The following is a 17,206-nucleotide window of genomic DNA, read 5'->3' as shown; positions in this document are numbered from 1 at the left end:
CATTTGCACTGGGCTACATCTATGTTGAAACCGTTGAAGCCATTGTGGATGAATTAATGGACATTCACGGCAAGAAAGTGTTTCAGGTTGTGATGAACGTTAGATAAAACTTCAAGGTGAGGCGCGGTGAGATATCTGAGCGGAAAAGAATGCGAGCTATTCCGCTGCCGTGTAATTGCACGGCATGACTTTAGTTAGGGTAACGATTAAAAGTCCGCTGCAAATATCGGTTTCAACCGGATTGACAGGGCGGTTGCCAACGCCGATGTCAAGCGTCCCGGAGCCAATGGCGCGTCACATCCAGCAAGCGATTCACAAAGCCCCACTCGTTGTCGAACCACACCATCAGATTCACGAGACGATGACCGCTGACATGAGTCTGCGCGCCGTCGATGATTGCAGAATGCGGATCATGATTGAAGTCGATCGAAGCATGCGGGTCGTCCGACCAGGCGATGAGGCCGGCATAGGGGCCGGCCGCTGCGCTTTTCAGCAGTTCGTTGACACTCGCAGCACTTACGTCGCGTCCTAGCGACAACACCATGTCGATCGCCGACACATTGTGGGTCGGTACTCGGATCGCCTTGGCATGCACGCGGCCCCTGAGTTCCGGAAGCAGGCGTTCCACGCCACGCGCGAGACCCGTCGAAACGGGGACTATCGATTGCATCGCCGAGCGTGTTCTGCGCAGGTCAGAGTGGTGATAGCCGTCGATCAGCGGCTGGTCATTCATTACCGAATGCAGTGTCGTGAGCTGCACCTGTTCGATATTGAACGCCTGGTGCAGTAGTGAAAGTACCGGTACGGTCGCGTTGGTTGTGCACGAAGCGTTCGACACGAGACGCTCCTTGCCCGAAAGGATGCCGTGATTCGTGCCGAATACAACCGTCGCGTCGACATCCGCAGCGCTGTCACCCGGATGCGAGAGCAGCAGCCGCGTGCAGCCCGCGTCGAGAAAACGCGTCAGCGATGCGCGATCGCCGTAGCGCCCGGAACACTCGACGAGCAGATCGACTTCGAGGCCTCGCCAGTCGACGCGCTCGGGCGTGGTCTCATGGAATACCGGGATTGGTTCGCCCTCGATAAGCAACGTGCGTTCTCCGACTTCGACCTTTCCCGGGAAGCGCCCGTGGGTGGAATCGAAGCGCGTCAGGTAAGCCATGCTCGAGAGATCGGCAGGTTCATTGATGGCCGAAATCCTGAAGGCATTACGGTAGTCCGACTCATATATTGCCCGCAGGAGGCAACGGCCGACGCGGCCGTATCCGTTGATCGCAATACGCAACGGTGCAGGGAACCTATCAGGCACGGCGTGATTCATGAAAAATTAATTAACGAGTAGTGTTAAAACACTGGATTCACTCATGCTTTTCCTCGATGCGTAGCCAGGAAAAATGCATGGTGAAAATTGAGATAAGCCTGCAAGGAAAGTACATTATGACGTGCCCGGCGTTGCGTCAATACGTTCGCAATGTATCGGGCATTACATCTGTTCGTCGGTAAGCCGGCTCTTTTTCATGTCTTCCTTTCTCCGTTGGAAGCCATTCTCTCAAATTTTAGATGGTCCGAAAATTCCAAGGCAGATCACATGGAGTCCGGGCGGACTCGTGAGCGACTTGCAGAGCCGCGTTCTTGACGGCGCGGGCGACGCCATTTCCGGCCTCTGCTGCGTTGGTGAGGCAGCGGGGTTCGGCAATGGCGGGGCCTGCGGCAAGTGCTCCCTCGAAGGGGCTTTCCTTCCGGGGCGCGTGTTGACTGCCAGAACTGCAGCACGGGACGTCACCGGAAAAATCTGAACAAGCAGGGCCGTCCAGGCCCGCCGCGCCCCCTGACAGACCGACGCATCGGATTTGTATCACAACCGGTACGACGACAACCGCAAGGGATTCAGTGTCCCGATTGTCAAGAACTCGCAGTGCCATGTGAATCGAATAATTGCGTTCGCGCAGAAAATTCGCCCTCCGTCTTATCGCAAAATTAGAGGGGGATAAAATGCCGCACCACGGTTAGATGCAGCAAGCATATTTCACGCGGCACTTTGGTGGATAACGCACGATTCCTGAGACGATCCATGTCCTGCCCCCCAAGGGATCTGGTCAGCCAGACCTTCCCGACGTATAGGCCCATCGTTGTACTGTTCGGCTTGCTGATCGCATTCAACGTCGGTGCGTGGGCATGGGCATTCATGGCGTTTCGCGACTATCCGCTGTTGATGGGGTCGAGCCTGCTCGCGTACTCGCTGGGATTGCGACATGCGGTCGACGCGGATCACATCGCCGCCATCGACAACGTCACGCGCAAACTGATGCAGACGGGCCAACGTCCGATAGGCGTCGGGCTGATGTTCTCGCTCGGGCACTCGACGGTCGTCGTGCTCGCATCGCTCGCGATCGTGGCTACGACACTCGAATTACGGCGCCGGTTCGGTGATTTCCGCGAGATCGGATCGATGATTGGCACACTCGTGTCGACGTTCTTCCTGTTCGCGATCGCGCTGGTCAATCTTGTGACCCTGAAGTCGCTGGTCGGCGCGTTCAGGCGCGTTCGCCGCGGGGAGCGGTACGAAGACGAAGACCTCAATCAGCTGCTGGCGAACAGAGGCCTCCTTGCGCGGTTATTCCGTCCATTGTTCCGGCTCATCACGCGCCCCTCGCACATGTACTTTCTCGGATTTCTGTTTGGACTGGGCTTCGATACCGCCTCCGAGGTTGCGCTGCTCGGCATCGCGGCGGCGGGCGCGACACAGGGATTGCCGATCTGGTCGATTCTGGTGTTTCCCGTACTCTTTACGGCAGGCATGACGCTGATCGATACGATCGATAGTGTTCTGATGACGGGCGCTTACGGATGGGCGTTCATCAAACCAGTCCGCAAGCTCTACTACAACATCACGATCACGACCGTCTCGGTGCTGGTGGCGGTACTGGTCGGAGCCATCGAGGGGCTGGGACTGATCGCCGGACGAATGCATCTGGAGGGCCGCTTCTGGACTTTCATCGGCGGGTTGAACGACAACTTCGCGCTGGTGGGCTACACGATTATCGGCGTGCTGGTGATGAGCTGGGTGCTGTCCGCAGCGGTGTATCGCTGGAAACGACTCGACGAGGAGCCGGGCGCGGCCCCCGGCGGTTCCGCCGGATGTCAGGCTGAATAAAAGCGGGACGCGCCGAGCCATGTGTTGCATAGCCAAAAGGTACATCACGTTATCTCAATATTCGTATGGAGTCCGGAGTTATATGCGGGTAGTGGAAACCAGGGGTAATTCCCGGTATCGATTGGGTGTTTAAGGCGAGCGCTAATTTGATTTGGCGCAAGCTGGATTTGTCTGTGCAAGCAGAATATTCATTTGTCGTCCTTGATAAATCTCACAAGCAAAGGGGGAAACTTGGAAACCTTTTACGATGCCATGCGCAGTCAGGGCGTGACGAGGCGCAGTTTCCTCAAGTTCTGCAGCCTCACCGCCACGGCGCTGGGGCTTGGCTCGTCGTTCATCCCCCGTATCGCCCACGCGCTCGAAACGAAGTCGCGCACGCCGGTGATCTGGCTGCATGGCCTCGAATGCACGTGCTGCACCGAATCATTCATCCGCTCATCTCACCCGCTCGCGAAGGATGCGATCCTGTCGATGATCTCGCTCGATTACGACGATACGATCATGGCAGCAGCCGGCACGCAGGCCGAAGCCATCCTGAACGACATCACGACCCGCTACAAAGGCAACTATATCGTCGCGGTAGAGGGTAATCCGCCGCTGAACGAGGACGGCATGTTCTGCTTTCCTGGCGGAGAACCGTTCGTCGAAAAATTGAAGCGCGTATCGGCCGATGCAAAAGCCGTGATCGCGTGGGGCGCCTGCGCTTCGTGGGGCTGCGTGCAGGCAGCCAAGCCGAACCCGACCCGCGCGACCCCGATCGCCGACGTGATTCTCGACAAGCCGATCATCAAGGTGCCGGGTTGCCCGCCTATTCCGGAGGTGATGGCTGCGGTCATCACGTATCTCGTCACGTTCGACCGGATTCCACCGCTCGATCGTCAGGGCCGGCCAAAGATGTTCTACGGCCAGCGCATTCACGACAAGTGCTATCGCCGGCCTCACTTTGATGCGGGGCAGTTCGTCGAAAGCTGGGACGACGAAGGTGCGCGCAAGGGGTATTGCCTCTACAAGATGGGCTGCAAGGGACCCACCACGTATAACGCGTGCTCGACGGTGCGCTGGAACGATGGCGTTTCGTTCCCGATCCAGTCGGGGCACGGCTGTCTCGGCTGCTCGGAGAACGGATTCTGGGACAAGGGCTCGTTCTATGACCGGGTCGTCGATATCAACCAGTTCGGCATCGAATCGAATGCCGATCGTATCGGTCTGGCTGTCGCGGGCACCGCCGGCGCGGCGATCGCCGCACACGCCGTCGTCAGCGCAATCAAGAGTTCTGTACTCAAGCGGCAAGACCTGAAATCGCTCCACGAAACACATGACGAAGCAGCACGCGAGGAACACGGCCAATGAGCTACGAAACCCAGGGCTTCACGCTCGATAACAGTGGACGCCGCGTCGTCGTCGATCCCGTCACGCGCATCGAAGGACACATGCGCTGCGAGGTCAATCTCGACAGCAATAATGTCATTACGAATGCGGTTTCCACGGGCACGATGTGGCGCGGTCTGGAAGTGATTCTCAAGGGCCGCGATCCACGCGACGCGTGGGCGTTCGTCGAGCGCATCTGCGGCGTGTGTACCGGTACACATGCGCTGACGTCGGTGCGCGCGGTCGAAAACGCGCTGAACATTTCGATTCCCGACAATGCGAACCTGATCCGCAACCTGATGCAGGCGACGCTCTGGGCGCACGATCACCTCGTCCACTTCTACCATCTTCACGCACTCGACTGGGTCGACGTGGTGTCTGCCCTGCAGGCCGATCCCAAACGCACGTCGGAACTGGCGCAAAGCATCTCCGACTGGCCGATGTCGTCGCCCGGCTATTTCCGCGATCTGCAGTCCCGTCTGAAGCGCTTTGTCGAGTCGGGACAGTTGGGCCCGTTCCGCAACGGTTACTGGGGACACCCGGCCTACAAACTGCCGCCGGAAGCGAATCTGATGGCGGTCGCGCACTATCTCGAAGCCCTCGACTTCCAGAAGGACATTGTCAAGATCCATACGGTATTCGGCGGCAAGAACCCGCACCCGAACTGGCTCGTCGGCGGGATGCCATGTGCGATCAACATCGACGACACAGGGGCGGTCGGCGCGATCAACATGGAGCGGTTGAATCTGGTGTCGCAGATCATCGACCGGACGATCCAGTTCTGCGATCAGGTGTATCTGCCCGACGTGATGGCGATTGCCGGGTTCTACAAGGACTGGGGCGCGATCGGCGGCGGACTGTCCTCGCAGGCTGTCTTGTCGTACGGCGATTTTCCCGACCACGCGAACGACTACAGTGCCAAGAGCCTGCTGGTGCCGCGCGGGGCAGTGATCAACGGCAACTTCAACGAGATCCACGAGGTGGATCTGGTCAATCCCGACGAGATCCAGGAGTTCGTCGCGCACTCGTGGTACCGCTATCCCGAGGGAACACATGGCCTGCATCCGTACGACGGCCAAACCGAGCCGCACTTCGAGCTTGGCGGGGCAACCCGCGGAACGAAAACGAAAATCGAGCAGATCGACGAGTCGGGCAAGTATTCGTGGATCAAGGCGCCGCGTTGGCGCGGTCACGCGATGGAGGTAGGACCGCTGGCGCGCTATCTGATCGGCTATCACCAGAACCGCGCGGACATTCGCGAGCCGGTCGACGCGCTGCTCCGGCAACTCGACGTTCCGGTCGCCGCGCTGAACTCCACGCTGGGGCGCACAGCAGCCCGCGCGCTCGAAGCGCAGTGGTCCGCGCACAAGATGAAGTACTTCTTCGACCGGCTGATGGCCAACATCAAGGCTGGCGATACGTCCACGGCGAACGTCGACAAGTGGCAGCCCTCGACATGGCCGTCCGAGGTGCGGGGCGTCGGCTTCACCGAGGCGCCGCGCGGCGCGCTCGGCCACTGGCTCAAGATTCGCGACACGAAGATCGACAGCTATCAGTGCATCGTGCCGACCACATGGAACGGCAGTCCGCGTGATGAAAAAGGGCAGATCGGCGCGTTCGAGGCAAGCCTGATGCAGACGAAGATGGCACGTCCGGACGAGCCGCTCGAAATTCTTCGCACATTGCACAGTTTCGACCCTTGTCTTGCGTGCTCCACCCATGTCATCGGGCCGGCCGGCGAGGAACTGGTCAACGTCACAGTGCGCTAGGACCGGGAGACGACCATGTCGAAAAACCAGCATCTGAAAACCTACGGATTCGACGGCAACGCCCCCGCGGAACTCGGCGGCAAGCGTGTTGTGTCCGTCTATGTGTACCAGGCGCCGGTGCGTCTGTGGCACTGGCTGACGGTTTTGTCCGTGATGGTGCTGTGCGCGAGCGGCTACTTCATCGGCAAGCCGCTGCCGACCTTGTCCGGCGAAGCCAGCGCGCACTTCCTGATGGGCTATATCCGCTTCGCACATTTCTGCGCGGGTTATGTGCTCGCGATCGGCCTGATCTTTCGCGCGTGCTATGCGTTCTTCGGCAACACGTTCTCGCGCGAAATTTTTATCGTTCCGGTCTGGGATCCCCAGTGGTGGCGCGAGATGTTCTACGAATTGCGCTGGTATCTGTTCCTCGCACGCTATCCGCGCAAGTACGTCGGTCACAATCCGCTCGGACAGATCGCGATGTTCGGCTTTTTCATCGTGGCCATACTGATGAGCGTCAGCGGTTTCGCGCTGTACGGAGAGGGGCTGGGCGCCGATAGCTGGGCTTCCCACCTGTTCGGCTGGGTGATCGCCATGTTCGGCGGCAACAGCCTTTCACTGCACAGCTGGCACCGGCTCGGCATGTGGAGCATCGTGCTGTTCGTGATGATTCACGTCTACGCCGCGATCCGTGAGGACATCATGTCGAAGCAGAGCATGATTTCCACGATGATCAGCGGCTTCCGGATGTTCAAGAGTTGAAGCATGGAAACAACCATGGCTGACAGGACGCGTATTGTCGTGCTCGGCATCGGCAACGTGCTATGGGCGGACGAGGGCTTCGGCGTGCGTGCGGTCGAGCGGCTCAATGCGCTATGGCGATGGCCGGATAACGTCGAACTCGTGGACGGCGGCACGCAGGGACTCGCGCTGCTGCCGTTCGTCGAGTCGGCGGACCGGCTCATCGTGCTCGATGCAGTCGATTTCGGTCTGGAACCGGGCACGCTCGACGTGCGCGAAGGTGACGCGGTTCCCGCCTGCCTGAACGCCCGCAAGATGAGCCTGCATCAGGCCGGATTTTCCGATGTGCTCGCCTGTGCGCAACTCAAGGGGCATTACCCCGCGGAACTGGTGTTGATCGGCGTGCAGCCGGTCGAACTGGACGATTTCGGCGGCAGTCTGCGTCCGGCCGTCAGGGCGCAAATCGAACCGGCTGTGGCGGTTGCGTGCGAATGGCTGCGGCGCTGGGGTGCGTTACCCATTGCCCGGGACGAAACCGATGCGCCCGCTGCACCGTTGAACGCGAGCGGCCTTTCGCTGTCGCGCTACGAGGACGAGCGTCCTTCGGAACAACGTGCGAACCGGCAAGGCGACACGCGTTTCTGGCATCCACCGGAGCAAACCTGATGTGCATCGGCATCCCTGCACGTGTGTTGCACGTCAATGGTCTGCGCGCCCAGTGCGAGAGTCGCGGCGGTCCGTGTACGGTCGATCTGTCGCTCACCGGACCGGTAGCGCCCGGCACGTGGGTATTGACGTTTCTCGGCGCGGCGCGCGAGGTGATCGACGAGACACGCGCACGCGACATCGACGCGGCGCTCACGGCGCTCGAAGCAATCGCACGTGGAGAGGCCAGCGTCGACAGCTACTTTGCGGATCTGGCCGATCGCGAGCCGGAACTGCCGGAACATTTACGCGAAAAGGTCATGCGATGACAACCCCGGCCACCTCGACCGCGCCGACGCTCGAACGGTTGCGCGGACAACTGCTCGGGCATGGTTTCACGGAGCTGGTGCCCGATACGCTCGACGACGTCGCCGCCGCGGGCACCGGAATGCTGATCGTGCTTCCGCTCGACGATCCGGCGCAGCGTCCTGAATTTTTCGATCTGACGGTCGTCCTGCCGGAAATCGTGCACCAGTTCGGACCCGACGCGTTCCGTGTCGCGTTCGCCTGTCCGCCGGACAGCGCGGCGACTGCAAAGCGATTTGGCGTACTGCGTCACCCGGCGCTGATCTTTCTGCGGGAAGGTCGCTACGTCGGCTCGATCGAAGGGCTGCGCGACTGGGCGGATTACGTGCAATCCTTCGCGCGCCTGCGGACCGAAGCGCCTCAACCGATACCGATTCCACTATCGGTGTCCGGAGCCAGATCATGAGCCGTCCCTTTCCCGTTCCGGTCGTGACCACCGGTCCGGGCTCGCAGCCCGAACCCGACGACTGGTCCTGCCTGCCGCTGCCATCCACCGTCGAAACCTGGCGCTCGCCTGACACACCCGATCCCGGCGAGCCCGGTACGGACGAAGTGCTCGCGCTGTTGCGCAACATGGCGGCCGCGCTCGCCAGCGATCCGCAGCCGACGCAGCCGCTCGTTTTCCCCGTCGCCGCACTTGGCGCCGACGCGCATCGGCTGCTCGCACAGGTCATGGGCGAAGGCGAGGTTTCGGCGCAGGTCATGCCGTCCCGCAAAACCTACTGCGGTGCGGGTGCGCTCGTTCGCATCCAGGAATCCCGCTATCCGGGCATCTGGCGCGTGATCGTCGACAGTGCGACCGGCGAGCGAATCGATGACCGGATCGAGATCGGCGCCATTCCGGCTGTCATCCTCGATGAAGCGCAGCACAGCGGTACGACGCAGGGCACGGTTGCGGACACGGCAGGTCATGACCTGATGAACGCCCCGTCTGTCGCCACAGAAATCGTCGCGGCCCAGGCGAGGGCGCTCGCCCGGCACGGCGCGGGCAGCCATGTCGTCAACTTCAGCCTGTTGCCCGTCACGCCCGCGGATATCGCGTGGCTCGAAAACATGCTGGGAGCAGGGACGGTCGGCATTTTCTCGACGGGCTACGGCAAGTGCACCGTCATCGCGACCGGCTGGCGTTACGTGTGGCGCGTGCGTTACTTCGACGGCACGAACAAGATTCTGCTCGACACACTCGATATCACGGGCATTCCGGAAGTCGCCGTGGCGTCGGCGGAGGATCTCGCCGACTCCTTGCGTCATCTGCGCGAAATCGTGGAATGGCTGGAGCAGGCTTGATGTTCGAAGGCAGCTATCTCGGCGACAACAATGCACTGCACGCCCATAGCCGGCTCGAGTGCAAGATCTGCTGGTACGTGTACGACCCGGCGCAGGGCGATCCGGTCTGGAATGTTCCGCCCGGCACGCCGTTCGCCGATCTGCCCGAACACTGGAAATGCCCGGTGTGCGACGGTGCTCGCGACCAGTTCATGGTGCTGCCGGACTGACATCATGACACCCGTCGCATCGTCGTTCGGCGCCGAGCTGACACATCGGATCGAAAGCGCATTCGGGCATATTGCGCAGACGCGCATGCGTGACCTGCCGCTGCTGAATCCGCGCCTGAGCGTCGCCGCTGTCGGCTTTCGGCCGTGGCAGTCCGGCTGGATCGGCGTGCTTGTTACGCCATGGAGCATCAATCTGCTGCAGTTCCCCACGCCAGATGCCCCCTTTGCACCGGCGCGCGCCGATGCAGTGTTCGAAATCGCGCTGCCGGGCGCGACCATGCCGTTCATGCCGGCGCGTCTCGATACGCTCGGCGAATTCCGGATGTGCTCGCTGTTTTCGCCGGCACAGCAGTTTGCCGACCAGGAGACTGCGCTCGCGACCGCGCACGAGACGCTGCGGCTCTTGTTCGAACCGGATGACTCCGCTCCAGCCAACCTGAGATCTGCCAGCCCGACGACGCGTTCGCAGCAAGATCGACCTACCGCGTCGCGGCGACGTCTGTTTGGACTGCGGCCATGACCCTGTTGCAGGTCCCGGTTTTGACGCTGACGTTGCGCGGCGACGCCGAATGTGTGCACACCGTTGCCAGCCAGTGGTCGCCGCTGCCCGTCGAGCGTCTCTTGACTGGTCGCGGCGCAGCGGAGGTCCCGGCATTGTTGAGCACGACCCTTGTGCTGTGCCGCCACGCACAGTGCGCGGCCTCTGCGCACGCGCTCGCCGCGGCGCTGGAGGCCCCTTCGCCGGATGCAGCAGACCCCGAGCCGATCGAACTGGAAGCGGCGCGCGAAACGCTGCGGCGCTGGTTGATCGATTTCCCCGCCGTGTTTGGGGGTGCCTGGGCGAAAGACGAGATCGCACAGTGGGCGCGACTCGACTCGCGAGCGCACATCGCCGATTTTTGCGAGCAACACGTGTTCGGGATGTCCGCAGCCGCGTGGCTGACACGGCCGGAGTTCGATCTCGCGAACTGGGCCGCCAGCGCGGGCACGCTGCCGGCGCGCTGGCTGCATGGCCTGCTCGAACGCGCTGAACGGCCGGTGTCGGTCATGCCGGCGAACGTATTGCGTAACGTGCATGAAAATGCCGAAACGGTTCTGCTCGCCCGCGATGCCGACGTTACCGCTACGTCCGGTTCCGGCTGGCCCGCCCATGCAGATCTCTGGGACGCTCCTGGCCGGGGACCTGACCTCGCGAGCGCGTTGCTGACTTCGCGGCTGCAACATCTCGCGCGTCTTTGTGCGAACCGTGCATCCCGCGTGACCGGTGGCCTGCGGCGAGGTGACATCGGCATAGGCTGGGCGTATTGCGCGCGGGGTCTGCTCGTGCATCTCGCACGCGTCGAAGATGGCAGGATCGCAGCGTACCGGATCGTACCGCCGACCCGGTGGAACCTCGGCCGGACCAGCCTGCTGCCGGACGCACTTCGCGGTCTGCGATGGAGCGCCGCGCAACCCCTCGCGCAACGTCTCGCGCTGTTGCTCGATCCCTGCGCGCCATACCGTATCGAGGTCGACCGTCATGCATGAAATGTCCCTTGCGCAAAGCATCCGTGACCTGATCGAGGGCGAGGCGCGCCGGAATTGCTACCGGCGCATCCGCGAAGTCGAGCTGGAAGTTGGACAACTCGCGAACGTCGATACCAGCGCGTTGCGCTTTGCACTCGACGTGGCGCTGCGCGGCTCGGTTGCCAGCGGCAGCGCCGTCACGATCCACGAGCCGCCCGGCCACGCGTGGTGCATGCGATGCGCGGGTACGGTCGAAGTGCGGCGGCGCGGCGAAGGCTGTCCTGCCTGCGGCAGTTATCAGCTTGCGGTGACGGACGGTGACCAGATGCGCGTCGTCGGCATGGTCGTCGACTGACGGCTGCAAAACAATACCTGGCGGAACGGGCTCATCCAACCACCGCGCGACGGCGCGCAAAAACTGGAGGACAACATCATGTGTACGACTTGCGGGTGCGCTTCATCCGAACCCCGGATCGAGAGCGATGGTTCATGGACGACGCTCTATCCCCACGGGCACGATCATGGTCACTCGCACGTATCGGCTCACGGGCACGCGCACGATCACGGGCACGACCACGACCACGCGCATGATCATGACCACGGGCACGATCACGCGCATCCACACGCAACCGATGGGCGTCATGTCCAGTTCGAGCGCGAGGTCCTTCACGAAAACAACCACCATGCCGCCGCGAATCGCGAGCGGCTGCGCGAACGTGGCGTGTTCGCGCTGAACCTCGTATCGAGCCCCGGGTCGGGCAAGACCTCGCTGCTGGTGCGTACGGTGTCCGCACTCAAGGCTGAGATGCCGGTCGCCGTGATCGAGGGCGACCAGCAGACCGCCAACGACGCCGAGCGCGTCCGCGCAACCGGCGTACCGGCCGTGCAGATCAACACGGGCAAGGGATGCCATCTCGATGCACACATGGTCGGGCACGCGCTCGATCGACTGCCGCAAGATGCGCTCGGCCTCCTGCTGATCGAAAACGTCGGCAATCTCGTGTGTCCGGCCTCGTTCGACCTCGGCGAGGCACACAAGGTCGTCGTGCTGTCGGTGACCGAAGGCGAAGACAAGCCGCTCAAATATCCGGACATGTTCGCCGCCGCGCAACTGATGCTGCTGAACAAGACCGATCTGCTGCCGCATCTCGACTTCGACGTGCACACCGCGCTCGACTACGCACGACGTGTCAATCCTTCCATCGAGATCCTTTGCGTGTCGGCGCGAACCGGCGAAGGTTTCGACAAGTGGCTCGACTGGCTGCGCGCCGGGCGGGCGCTCGCGCAGGCGGCTGCCGCTCCGGCGCGCAGCGGGGAGAAGGCCGCATCGTGATCGAGCGTGAGCGTCTCGAGGTCAGCGGCGTCGTACAGGGCGTCGGATTCCGTCCGTTCGTCTGGCGGCTCGCGCGGCGCCTGAACCTGAGCGGTGAAATTCGCAACGGCACGCACGGTGTGCATATCGACGTACAGGGTGAACGGCGCGATCTGGATGCATTCGGCGCCGCCCTGACGACACGGCCGCCGCCGCTCGCACGCATCGAGGCGGTGCAGCGAACGCCGGACACCCCTGATCCGATTCGGCGCCATTTTCGGATCGCGGACAGTACCGACGACGCGCAAGCCCAAGGCCGCGTCCCTGCCGATTCCGCTCCGTGCGACCCCTGTCTCGACGAACTGTTTACCGAAGGCGGACGGCGCTGGCGTCACCCGTTCATTTGCTGCACCGACTGCGGGCCGCGCTTTACGCTGACGGATCGCACACCTTACGACCGCGCGCACACGAGCATGGCCGCCTTTTTGCCGTGCGCGCGTTGCGCGGCCGAATACGATGATCCCGCTGACCGGCGCTTCCATGCGGAAACGATTGCCTGTCCCGAATGTGGACCCCGGTTGCGTTTTCGATACCTCGGCGTGCCCGTCAGTCATGCAGAGCTTGATGGTCAACCGGACGTCGATCCGGTCGCGCGAGCGTGGGCCGCGATCTCCCGCGGCGAGATCGTTGCCGTCGAGGGGCTCGGCGGTTTCCAGTTGATCTGCGACGCAACGAATCCCGCCGCCGTGGCACGGCTGCGCGAGCGCAAGCGCCGGCCGGCGAAACCGCTGGCGCTGCTGGTGTCGAACCTGGCGTCGGCCGCGCAATGGGTAGACCTCGCCGACGAGGCGAACGCGGAACTGCTCGCATCGGCGGCACGGCCGATCGTGGTGCTGCCGCGTCTCGATGGCCAGACGCTGGCGGGCGTGGCGCCAGGGCTAAACCGCCTCGGCCTGATGCTGCCCAGCACATCGGTTCAGTACCTGCTGTTTCATCAGGCGTTGGGCCAGCCAGGCGGTACGCAATGGCTCGACAAAGCCCAGCCGGTGATCCTCGTCGCGACCAGTGCGAACCGGTCCGGCGAACCGCTCGTTGCGGACCCCGACGAAGCGGACGACATGCTCACCGGCATCGCCGACGCGATACTCGACCACGACCGCCGGATCGCCGTGCGCTGCGACGACAGCGTGGTGCTCGCTGCGCGTTCGTTACCGCCCCTCACGCTGCGTCGTGCACGCGGCTATGTGCCGGAGCCGGTGCCGCTGCCTGCGGATGGACCGTCCGTGCTCGCGCTCGGCGCGCAAAAGAAATGTACCGTCACGCTCACGGCGGGCCGGTTCGCGGACGTATCGCCGTATCTTGGCGACCTTGGCAGTCCGAACATGTGCGAACTGCTCGAAGACACCGTCGAACGGTATCTGCGCTGCCGGCAGGCAGTGCCCGACGCCGTCGCCTGCGACCGCCAGCCCGATCTCTATTCGACCCGTGTGGCCGAAAGGCTGGCCGGGCACTGGAATGTTCCGTTGTTGCGGGTTCAGCATCATCATGCGCACGTCGCCGCCGTGCTCGCGGAGAATGGCCATACCGGTCCTGCGCTGGGTCTTGCGCTCGATGGTTTCGGTTGGGGCGACGACGGCGGCGCGTGGGGCGGAGAACTGCTGCTAGTCGAGGACGGTCATGCGCGGCGTCTCGGTCATCTGAGTCCACTGCCGCTGCCGGGCGCGGATGCCGCCGCCCGCGCGCCGTGGCGCATGGCGGCTGCGTTGCTGCATACACTCGAACCGGGCGCGCACCGGCTGCCACCCACCATCGACACAACGACCGCCGCGCGGCTCTACCGGCAGATCGAACGCGGCTTCAACTGCCCGGCCACGACCAGCCTCGGCCGCTGGTTCGACGCCATCGCCGGACTGGCCGGCATCTGTCCTGCCCAGCAATATGAAGGTGAGGCCGCGATGAAGCTCGAAGCACTCTCGCGTCCGGCTGTTCCGTATGCTCAAGGCTGGCGCATCGACGGCTTCGACCTCGACCTGTTGCCGCTGGCACGCCGGCTCGTCAATGCGCGCGACCCCGCCGAAATCGCCAGCAACTGGCATGCAACGCTTGCAGCGGCGCTGGGCGACTGGCTGTGCCATGCCATGCGCGCGACCGGCATCGAAACGATCGCGCTCGCCGGCGGCTGCTGCGCGAATCTGGTGTTGATGTCCGGCTTGCGAGACGCGTTGCGTGACGTGGGCTGCACGCTGCTGCAGGCCGGCGGCTTGCCACCGGGCGACGATGCAATCAGCTACGGCCAGGCGTGGGCGGCCATCCAGCAACTACAGTCTCCCGCTGTTGTGTCCTGCCGTCCCGGCGCTGCACGACCGTCCGAAATGAAAGGAATCCGGCCATGTGTCTAGCCATGCCTGTCGAAGTCGTCGAACTGTTGCCGGGGGACTGCGCTCGCGTCAGCGTCGACGGCGTCACGCGCGAAATCTCGCTCGCGCTCGTCGAAAACGTCGCGCCCGGCGACTTCGTGCTGCTGCATGTCGGTTATGCGATCGGGAAGCTCGATCGCGCTCAGGCGGACGCGACGCTCGCCCAGCTCGCCGCGCTTGCGGCTTCGTGCGACGGGAACGAAATGGACCGGACACCAGACGACGCATCCGGCGGAGTGCAGGCATGAAATACGTCGACGATTTTCGCAACGGCGAACTCGCGCGCAAGATCGCCGCGCGCATCCATGCAGCCGCCGTGCCGGGACGCCGCTATCGCCTGATGGAGTTCTGCGGCGGCCACACCCACGCCATCGCGCGATATGGGTTGACCGCGCTGTTGCCGCCTGGCATCGAACTGATTCACGGGCCCGGCTGTCCGGTCTGCGTGCTGCCGGTCGCGCGTATCGACAGCGCGATAGAACTTGCACTCGAGCATCGCGTCACGCTCTGCACCTACGGCGATCTGCTGCGCGTGCCCGCGTCGCGCCGGATGAGCCTGTACAAGGCCCGCGCGGCGGGCGCCGACGTGCGCCTCGTTTATTCGAGCGCCGACGCTCTCGCGCTGGCCCGCGCAATGCCGCAGCAACAGGTCGTGTTCGTCGGCATCGGCTTCGAGACGACTACACCGCCGACCGCCGTCGCGCTGTTGGCGGCTCAGGCCGAGCGGCTCGACAACTTCAGCGTGTTCAGCAATCACGTGCTGACGCCCGCCGCTATGCGCCACCTGCTTGCCGACGGCGACGCGAACCTCGACGGCTTCATTGGTCCATCGCACGTGAGCACGATCATCGGCACGGCACCCTATCGCGCGATCGCGCACGACTATCGCAAGCCGGTGGTCGTCACCGGTTTCGAGCCGCTCGATGTACTGCAGGCCGTGCTGATGCTCGTCACGCAGATCAATGAAGGGCGCGCGGATACCGAAAACCAGTTCACGCGTGCCGTCACCGAGGTCGGGAACCTGAAGGCGCAGGCCATCGTCGCGCAGACGTTCGAGTTGCGTGATGAATTCGAATGGCGCGGACTCGGGCTCGTTCCTGGCAGTGCGCTCGCAATCCGTGCGCCGTTCGCCCGATGGGACGCGGAAAAGCGCTTTCAACTGTCTGCGAATCCCGTCGCCGACGTGAAAGCATGCCAGTGCGGCCAGATCCTGCGTGGCCGCTGTAAGCCCACCGACTGCAAGGTGTTCGGCACGGCATGCACGCCCGCGACCCCGCTTGGCGCCTGCATGGTGTCGAGTGAGGGCGCCTGCGCGGCGCATTACCAGTACGCCCGCTTCAACGATGTCGACGCTTCCGTCGCGACCGGATCTACCCACTGATGAAACACCACTTCTCACACGGTCACCGTCTCGACCTCAAGCACGGTCGTATCGACCTGACGCACGGCGCCGGAGGCCGCGCCACTGCACAGCTTGTCGCCGAAGTATTCGCCCCGGCGTTCGACAACGCGTGGCTTGCGCAAGGTAACGACCAGGCCATCATGCCGCCTGTTGCCGGACGGATCGCGATGAGCACCGACTGCCACGTCGTTGCGCCGCTGTTCTTCCCTGGCGGCGACATCGGAACGCTCGCCGTCAACGGGACGGTCAACGACCTGGCGGTCGGTGGTGCGCAACCGCTTTATCTGAGTGCCGGTTTCATTCTCGAAGAGGGCTTGCCTTTCGAGACGCTCGTGCGAGTCGTCGGCTCGATGGCACAGGCCGCGCGCGACGCCGGTGTGCAGATCGTCGCTGGCGACACAAAAGTCGTCGAACGCGGCAAGGCGGACGGATTGTTCATCACCACGGCGGGCGTCGGCGTCGTGCCGCCGGGCATCGAACTGGACGGCGCCAACGCGCAACCAGGCGACGCCGTGCTGGTATCCGGGTATCTCGCCGAGCACGGTCTCGCCGTGCTGTCGCAACGGGATGATCTCGGCTTCGACAGTTGCATCGTCTCGGATTGCGCCGCGCTTCATGGCCTGACAGCGCAAATGCTCGAGGCGTGTCCGTCGTTGCGGCTGATGCGCGATCCGACCCGCGGCGGCCTCGGCAATACGCTCAACGAAATTTGTCACCAGGCGGGCGTCGGCATCCGCATCCGGGAAGAGTCGCTGCCGATCCGGCCCGCTGTGCGAGCCGTCTGCGAGTTCTATGGCCTCGACCCGCTCTATATCGCAAACGAGGGCAAGCTGATCGCCGTGTGTGCGATGACGGACGCACCGGCTCTCGTCGACGCGATGCGCGCCCATCCACTCGGCCGCGATGCCGCGCAGATCGGCGAAATCACGGATGATCCGCACGGCTTCGTGCGGATGCAGACGTCGTTCGGCGGCGAACGGCTGGTCGACTGGCTAAACGGCGAAGTGCTGCCTCGCATCTGTTGAAGCGCAGGAGGCTCTTTTGTGCG

The 17,206-nt window shown here is 63.2% G+C and carries 19 protein-coding genes; 18 read left to right on the top strand and 1 reads right to left on the bottom strand.

From position 1 onward, the window contains the following. Positions 1–268 precede the first annotated feature (268 nt). On the bottom strand, positions 269–1,321 hold the full coding sequence (locus tag D1Y85_RS10425; RefSeq protein WP_124150966.1) for a type I glyceraldehyde-3-phosphate dehydrogenase: 1,053 nt from the start codon (positions 1,319–1,321) through the stop codon (positions 269–271). 196 nt (positions 1,322–1,517) lie between these two features. Between D1Y85_RS10425 and D1Y85_RS10420 the strand changes: the two genes are divergently transcribed. The 18 genes from D1Y85_RS10420 (at position 1,518) to hypE (ending at position 17,183) form a co-directional block, all read left to right on the top strand. Beyond that, positions 1,518–1,796, top strand: coding sequence for an FAD-binding protein (locus D1Y85_RS10420; protein ID WP_124150965.1), 279 nt, complete (start codon positions 1,518–1,520; stop codon positions 1,794–1,796). A gap of 275 nt (positions 1,797–2,071) precedes the next feature. Then, positions 2,072–3,154 carry a HoxN/HupN/NixA family nickel/cobalt transporter gene (locus D1Y85_RS10415; RefSeq protein WP_124150964.1) on the top strand — a complete coding sequence of 361 codons (1,083 nt, stop codon included), beginning with the start codon at positions 2,072–2,074 and terminating at the stop codon, positions 3,152–3,154. Between the two features lie 231 nt (positions 3,155–3,385). Beyond that, the gene (locus D1Y85_RS10410; protein ID WP_124150963.1) at positions 3,386–4,504 is read left to right on the top strand and encodes a hydrogenase small subunit; all 1,119 of its coding nucleotides are present in this window, start codon (positions 3,386–3,388) and stop codon (positions 4,502–4,504) included. Further along, positions 4,501–6,291, top strand: a complete 1,791-nt coding sequence (locus tag D1Y85_RS10405) for a nickel-dependent hydrogenase large subunit (RefSeq protein ID WP_124150962.1) — start codon at positions 4,501–4,503, stop codon at positions 6,289–6,291. Before D1Y85_RS10410 ends, D1Y85_RS10405 begins: the two co-directional genes overlap by 4 nt. Before the next feature lie 15 nt (positions 6,292–6,306). After that, complete coding sequence (gene cybH / locus D1Y85_RS10400; protein WP_124150961.1) at positions 6,307–7,035, top strand: Ni/Fe-hydrogenase, b-type cytochrome subunit; 729 nt, start codon at positions 6,307–6,309, stop codon at positions 7,033–7,035. Between the two features lie 15 nt (positions 7,036–7,050). Beyond that, positions 7,051–7,680: a HyaD/HybD family hydrogenase maturation endopeptidase gene (gene hybD / locus D1Y85_RS10395; RefSeq protein ID WP_124150960.1), complete on the top strand. Its 630-nt coding sequence runs from the start codon at positions 7,051–7,053 to the stop codon at positions 7,678–7,680. Next, positions 7,680–7,988, top strand: coding sequence for a HypC/HybG/HupF family hydrogenase formation chaperone (locus D1Y85_RS10390; protein WP_124150959.1), 309 nt, complete (start codon positions 7,680–7,682; stop codon positions 7,986–7,988). The genes hybD and D1Y85_RS10390 overlap by 1 nt, the downstream gene beginning before the upstream one ends. Then, complete coding sequence (locus tag D1Y85_RS10385; RefSeq protein WP_124150958.1) at positions 7,985–8,431, top strand: thioredoxin domain-containing protein; 447 nt, start codon at positions 7,985–7,987, stop codon at positions 8,429–8,431. The genes D1Y85_RS10390 and D1Y85_RS10385 overlap by 4 nt, the downstream gene beginning before the upstream one ends. Beyond that, complete coding sequence (locus D1Y85_RS10380; protein ID WP_124150957.1) at positions 8,428–9,312, top strand: hydrogenase expression/formation protein; 885 nt, start codon at positions 8,428–8,430, stop codon at positions 9,310–9,312. The genes D1Y85_RS10385 and D1Y85_RS10380 overlap by 4 nt, the downstream gene beginning before the upstream one ends. Then, on the top strand, positions 9,312–9,521 hold the full coding sequence (locus D1Y85_RS27525) for a rubredoxin (RefSeq protein WP_246024860.1): 210 nt from the start codon (positions 9,312–9,314) through the stop codon (positions 9,519–9,521). The genes D1Y85_RS10380 and D1Y85_RS27525 overlap by 1 nt, the downstream gene beginning before the upstream one ends. A 4-nt stretch (positions 9,522–9,525) precedes the next feature. Beyond that, positions 9,526–10,041, top strand: coding sequence for a [NiFe]-hydrogenase assembly chaperone HybE (gene hybE / locus D1Y85_RS10375; protein WP_246024859.1), 516 nt, complete (start codon positions 9,526–9,528; stop codon positions 10,039–10,041). Beyond that, positions 10,038–11,048 (top strand): HupK protein, encoded by a 1,011-nt coding sequence (locus tag D1Y85_RS10370; protein ID WP_124150956.1) that lies wholly within the window; start codon positions 10,038–10,040, stop codon positions 11,046–11,048. The genes hybE and D1Y85_RS10370 overlap by 4 nt, the downstream gene beginning before the upstream one ends. Next, positions 11,041–11,382, top strand: a complete 342-nt coding sequence (gene hypA / locus D1Y85_RS10365) for a hydrogenase maturation nickel metallochaperone HypA (RefSeq protein ID WP_124150955.1) — start codon at positions 11,041–11,043, stop codon at positions 11,380–11,382. The genes D1Y85_RS10370 and hypA overlap by 8 nt, the downstream gene beginning before the upstream one ends. A gap of 78 nt (positions 11,383–11,460) precedes the next feature. Continuing rightward, positions 11,461–12,360, top strand: a complete 900-nt coding sequence (gene hypB, locus D1Y85_RS10360) for a hydrogenase nickel incorporation protein HypB (RefSeq protein ID WP_124150954.1) — start codon at positions 11,461–11,463, stop codon at positions 12,358–12,360. Then, positions 12,276–14,738, top strand: a complete 2,463-nt coding sequence (gene hypF, locus D1Y85_RS10355) for a carbamoyltransferase HypF (RefSeq protein WP_246024858.1) — start codon at positions 12,276–12,278, stop codon at positions 14,736–14,738. The genes hypB and hypF overlap by 85 nt, the downstream gene beginning before the upstream one ends. Then, complete coding sequence (locus D1Y85_RS10350; protein WP_124150953.1) at positions 14,729–15,004, top strand: HypC/HybG/HupF family hydrogenase formation chaperone; 276 nt, start codon at positions 14,729–14,731, stop codon at positions 15,002–15,004. The genes hypF and D1Y85_RS10350 overlap by 10 nt, the downstream gene beginning before the upstream one ends. After that, entirely contained in the window at positions 15,001–16,137 is a 1,137-nt protein-coding gene (gene hypD / locus D1Y85_RS10345; protein ID WP_124150952.1) for a hydrogenase formation protein HypD, read from the top strand. The genes D1Y85_RS10350 and hypD overlap by 4 nt, the downstream gene beginning before the upstream one ends. Continuing rightward, positions 16,137–17,183 (top strand): hydrogenase expression/formation protein HypE, encoded by a 1,047-nt coding sequence (gene hypE, locus D1Y85_RS10340; RefSeq protein ID WP_124150951.1) that lies wholly within the window; start codon positions 16,137–16,139, stop codon positions 17,181–17,183. The genes hypD and hypE overlap by 1 nt, the downstream gene beginning before the upstream one ends. The last annotated feature ends 23 nt before the right edge of the window (positions 17,184–17,206 follow it).

It is taken from the genome of Paraburkholderia dinghuensis, assembly GCF_003837865.1.
GTDB lineage: Bacteria > Pseudomonadota > Gammaproteobacteria > Burkholderiales > Burkholderiaceae > Paraburkholderia > Paraburkholderia dinghuensis.
Note: the sequence above shows the minus strand (reverse complement) of the source record. Positions and strands in the feature narration are given on the sequence as shown.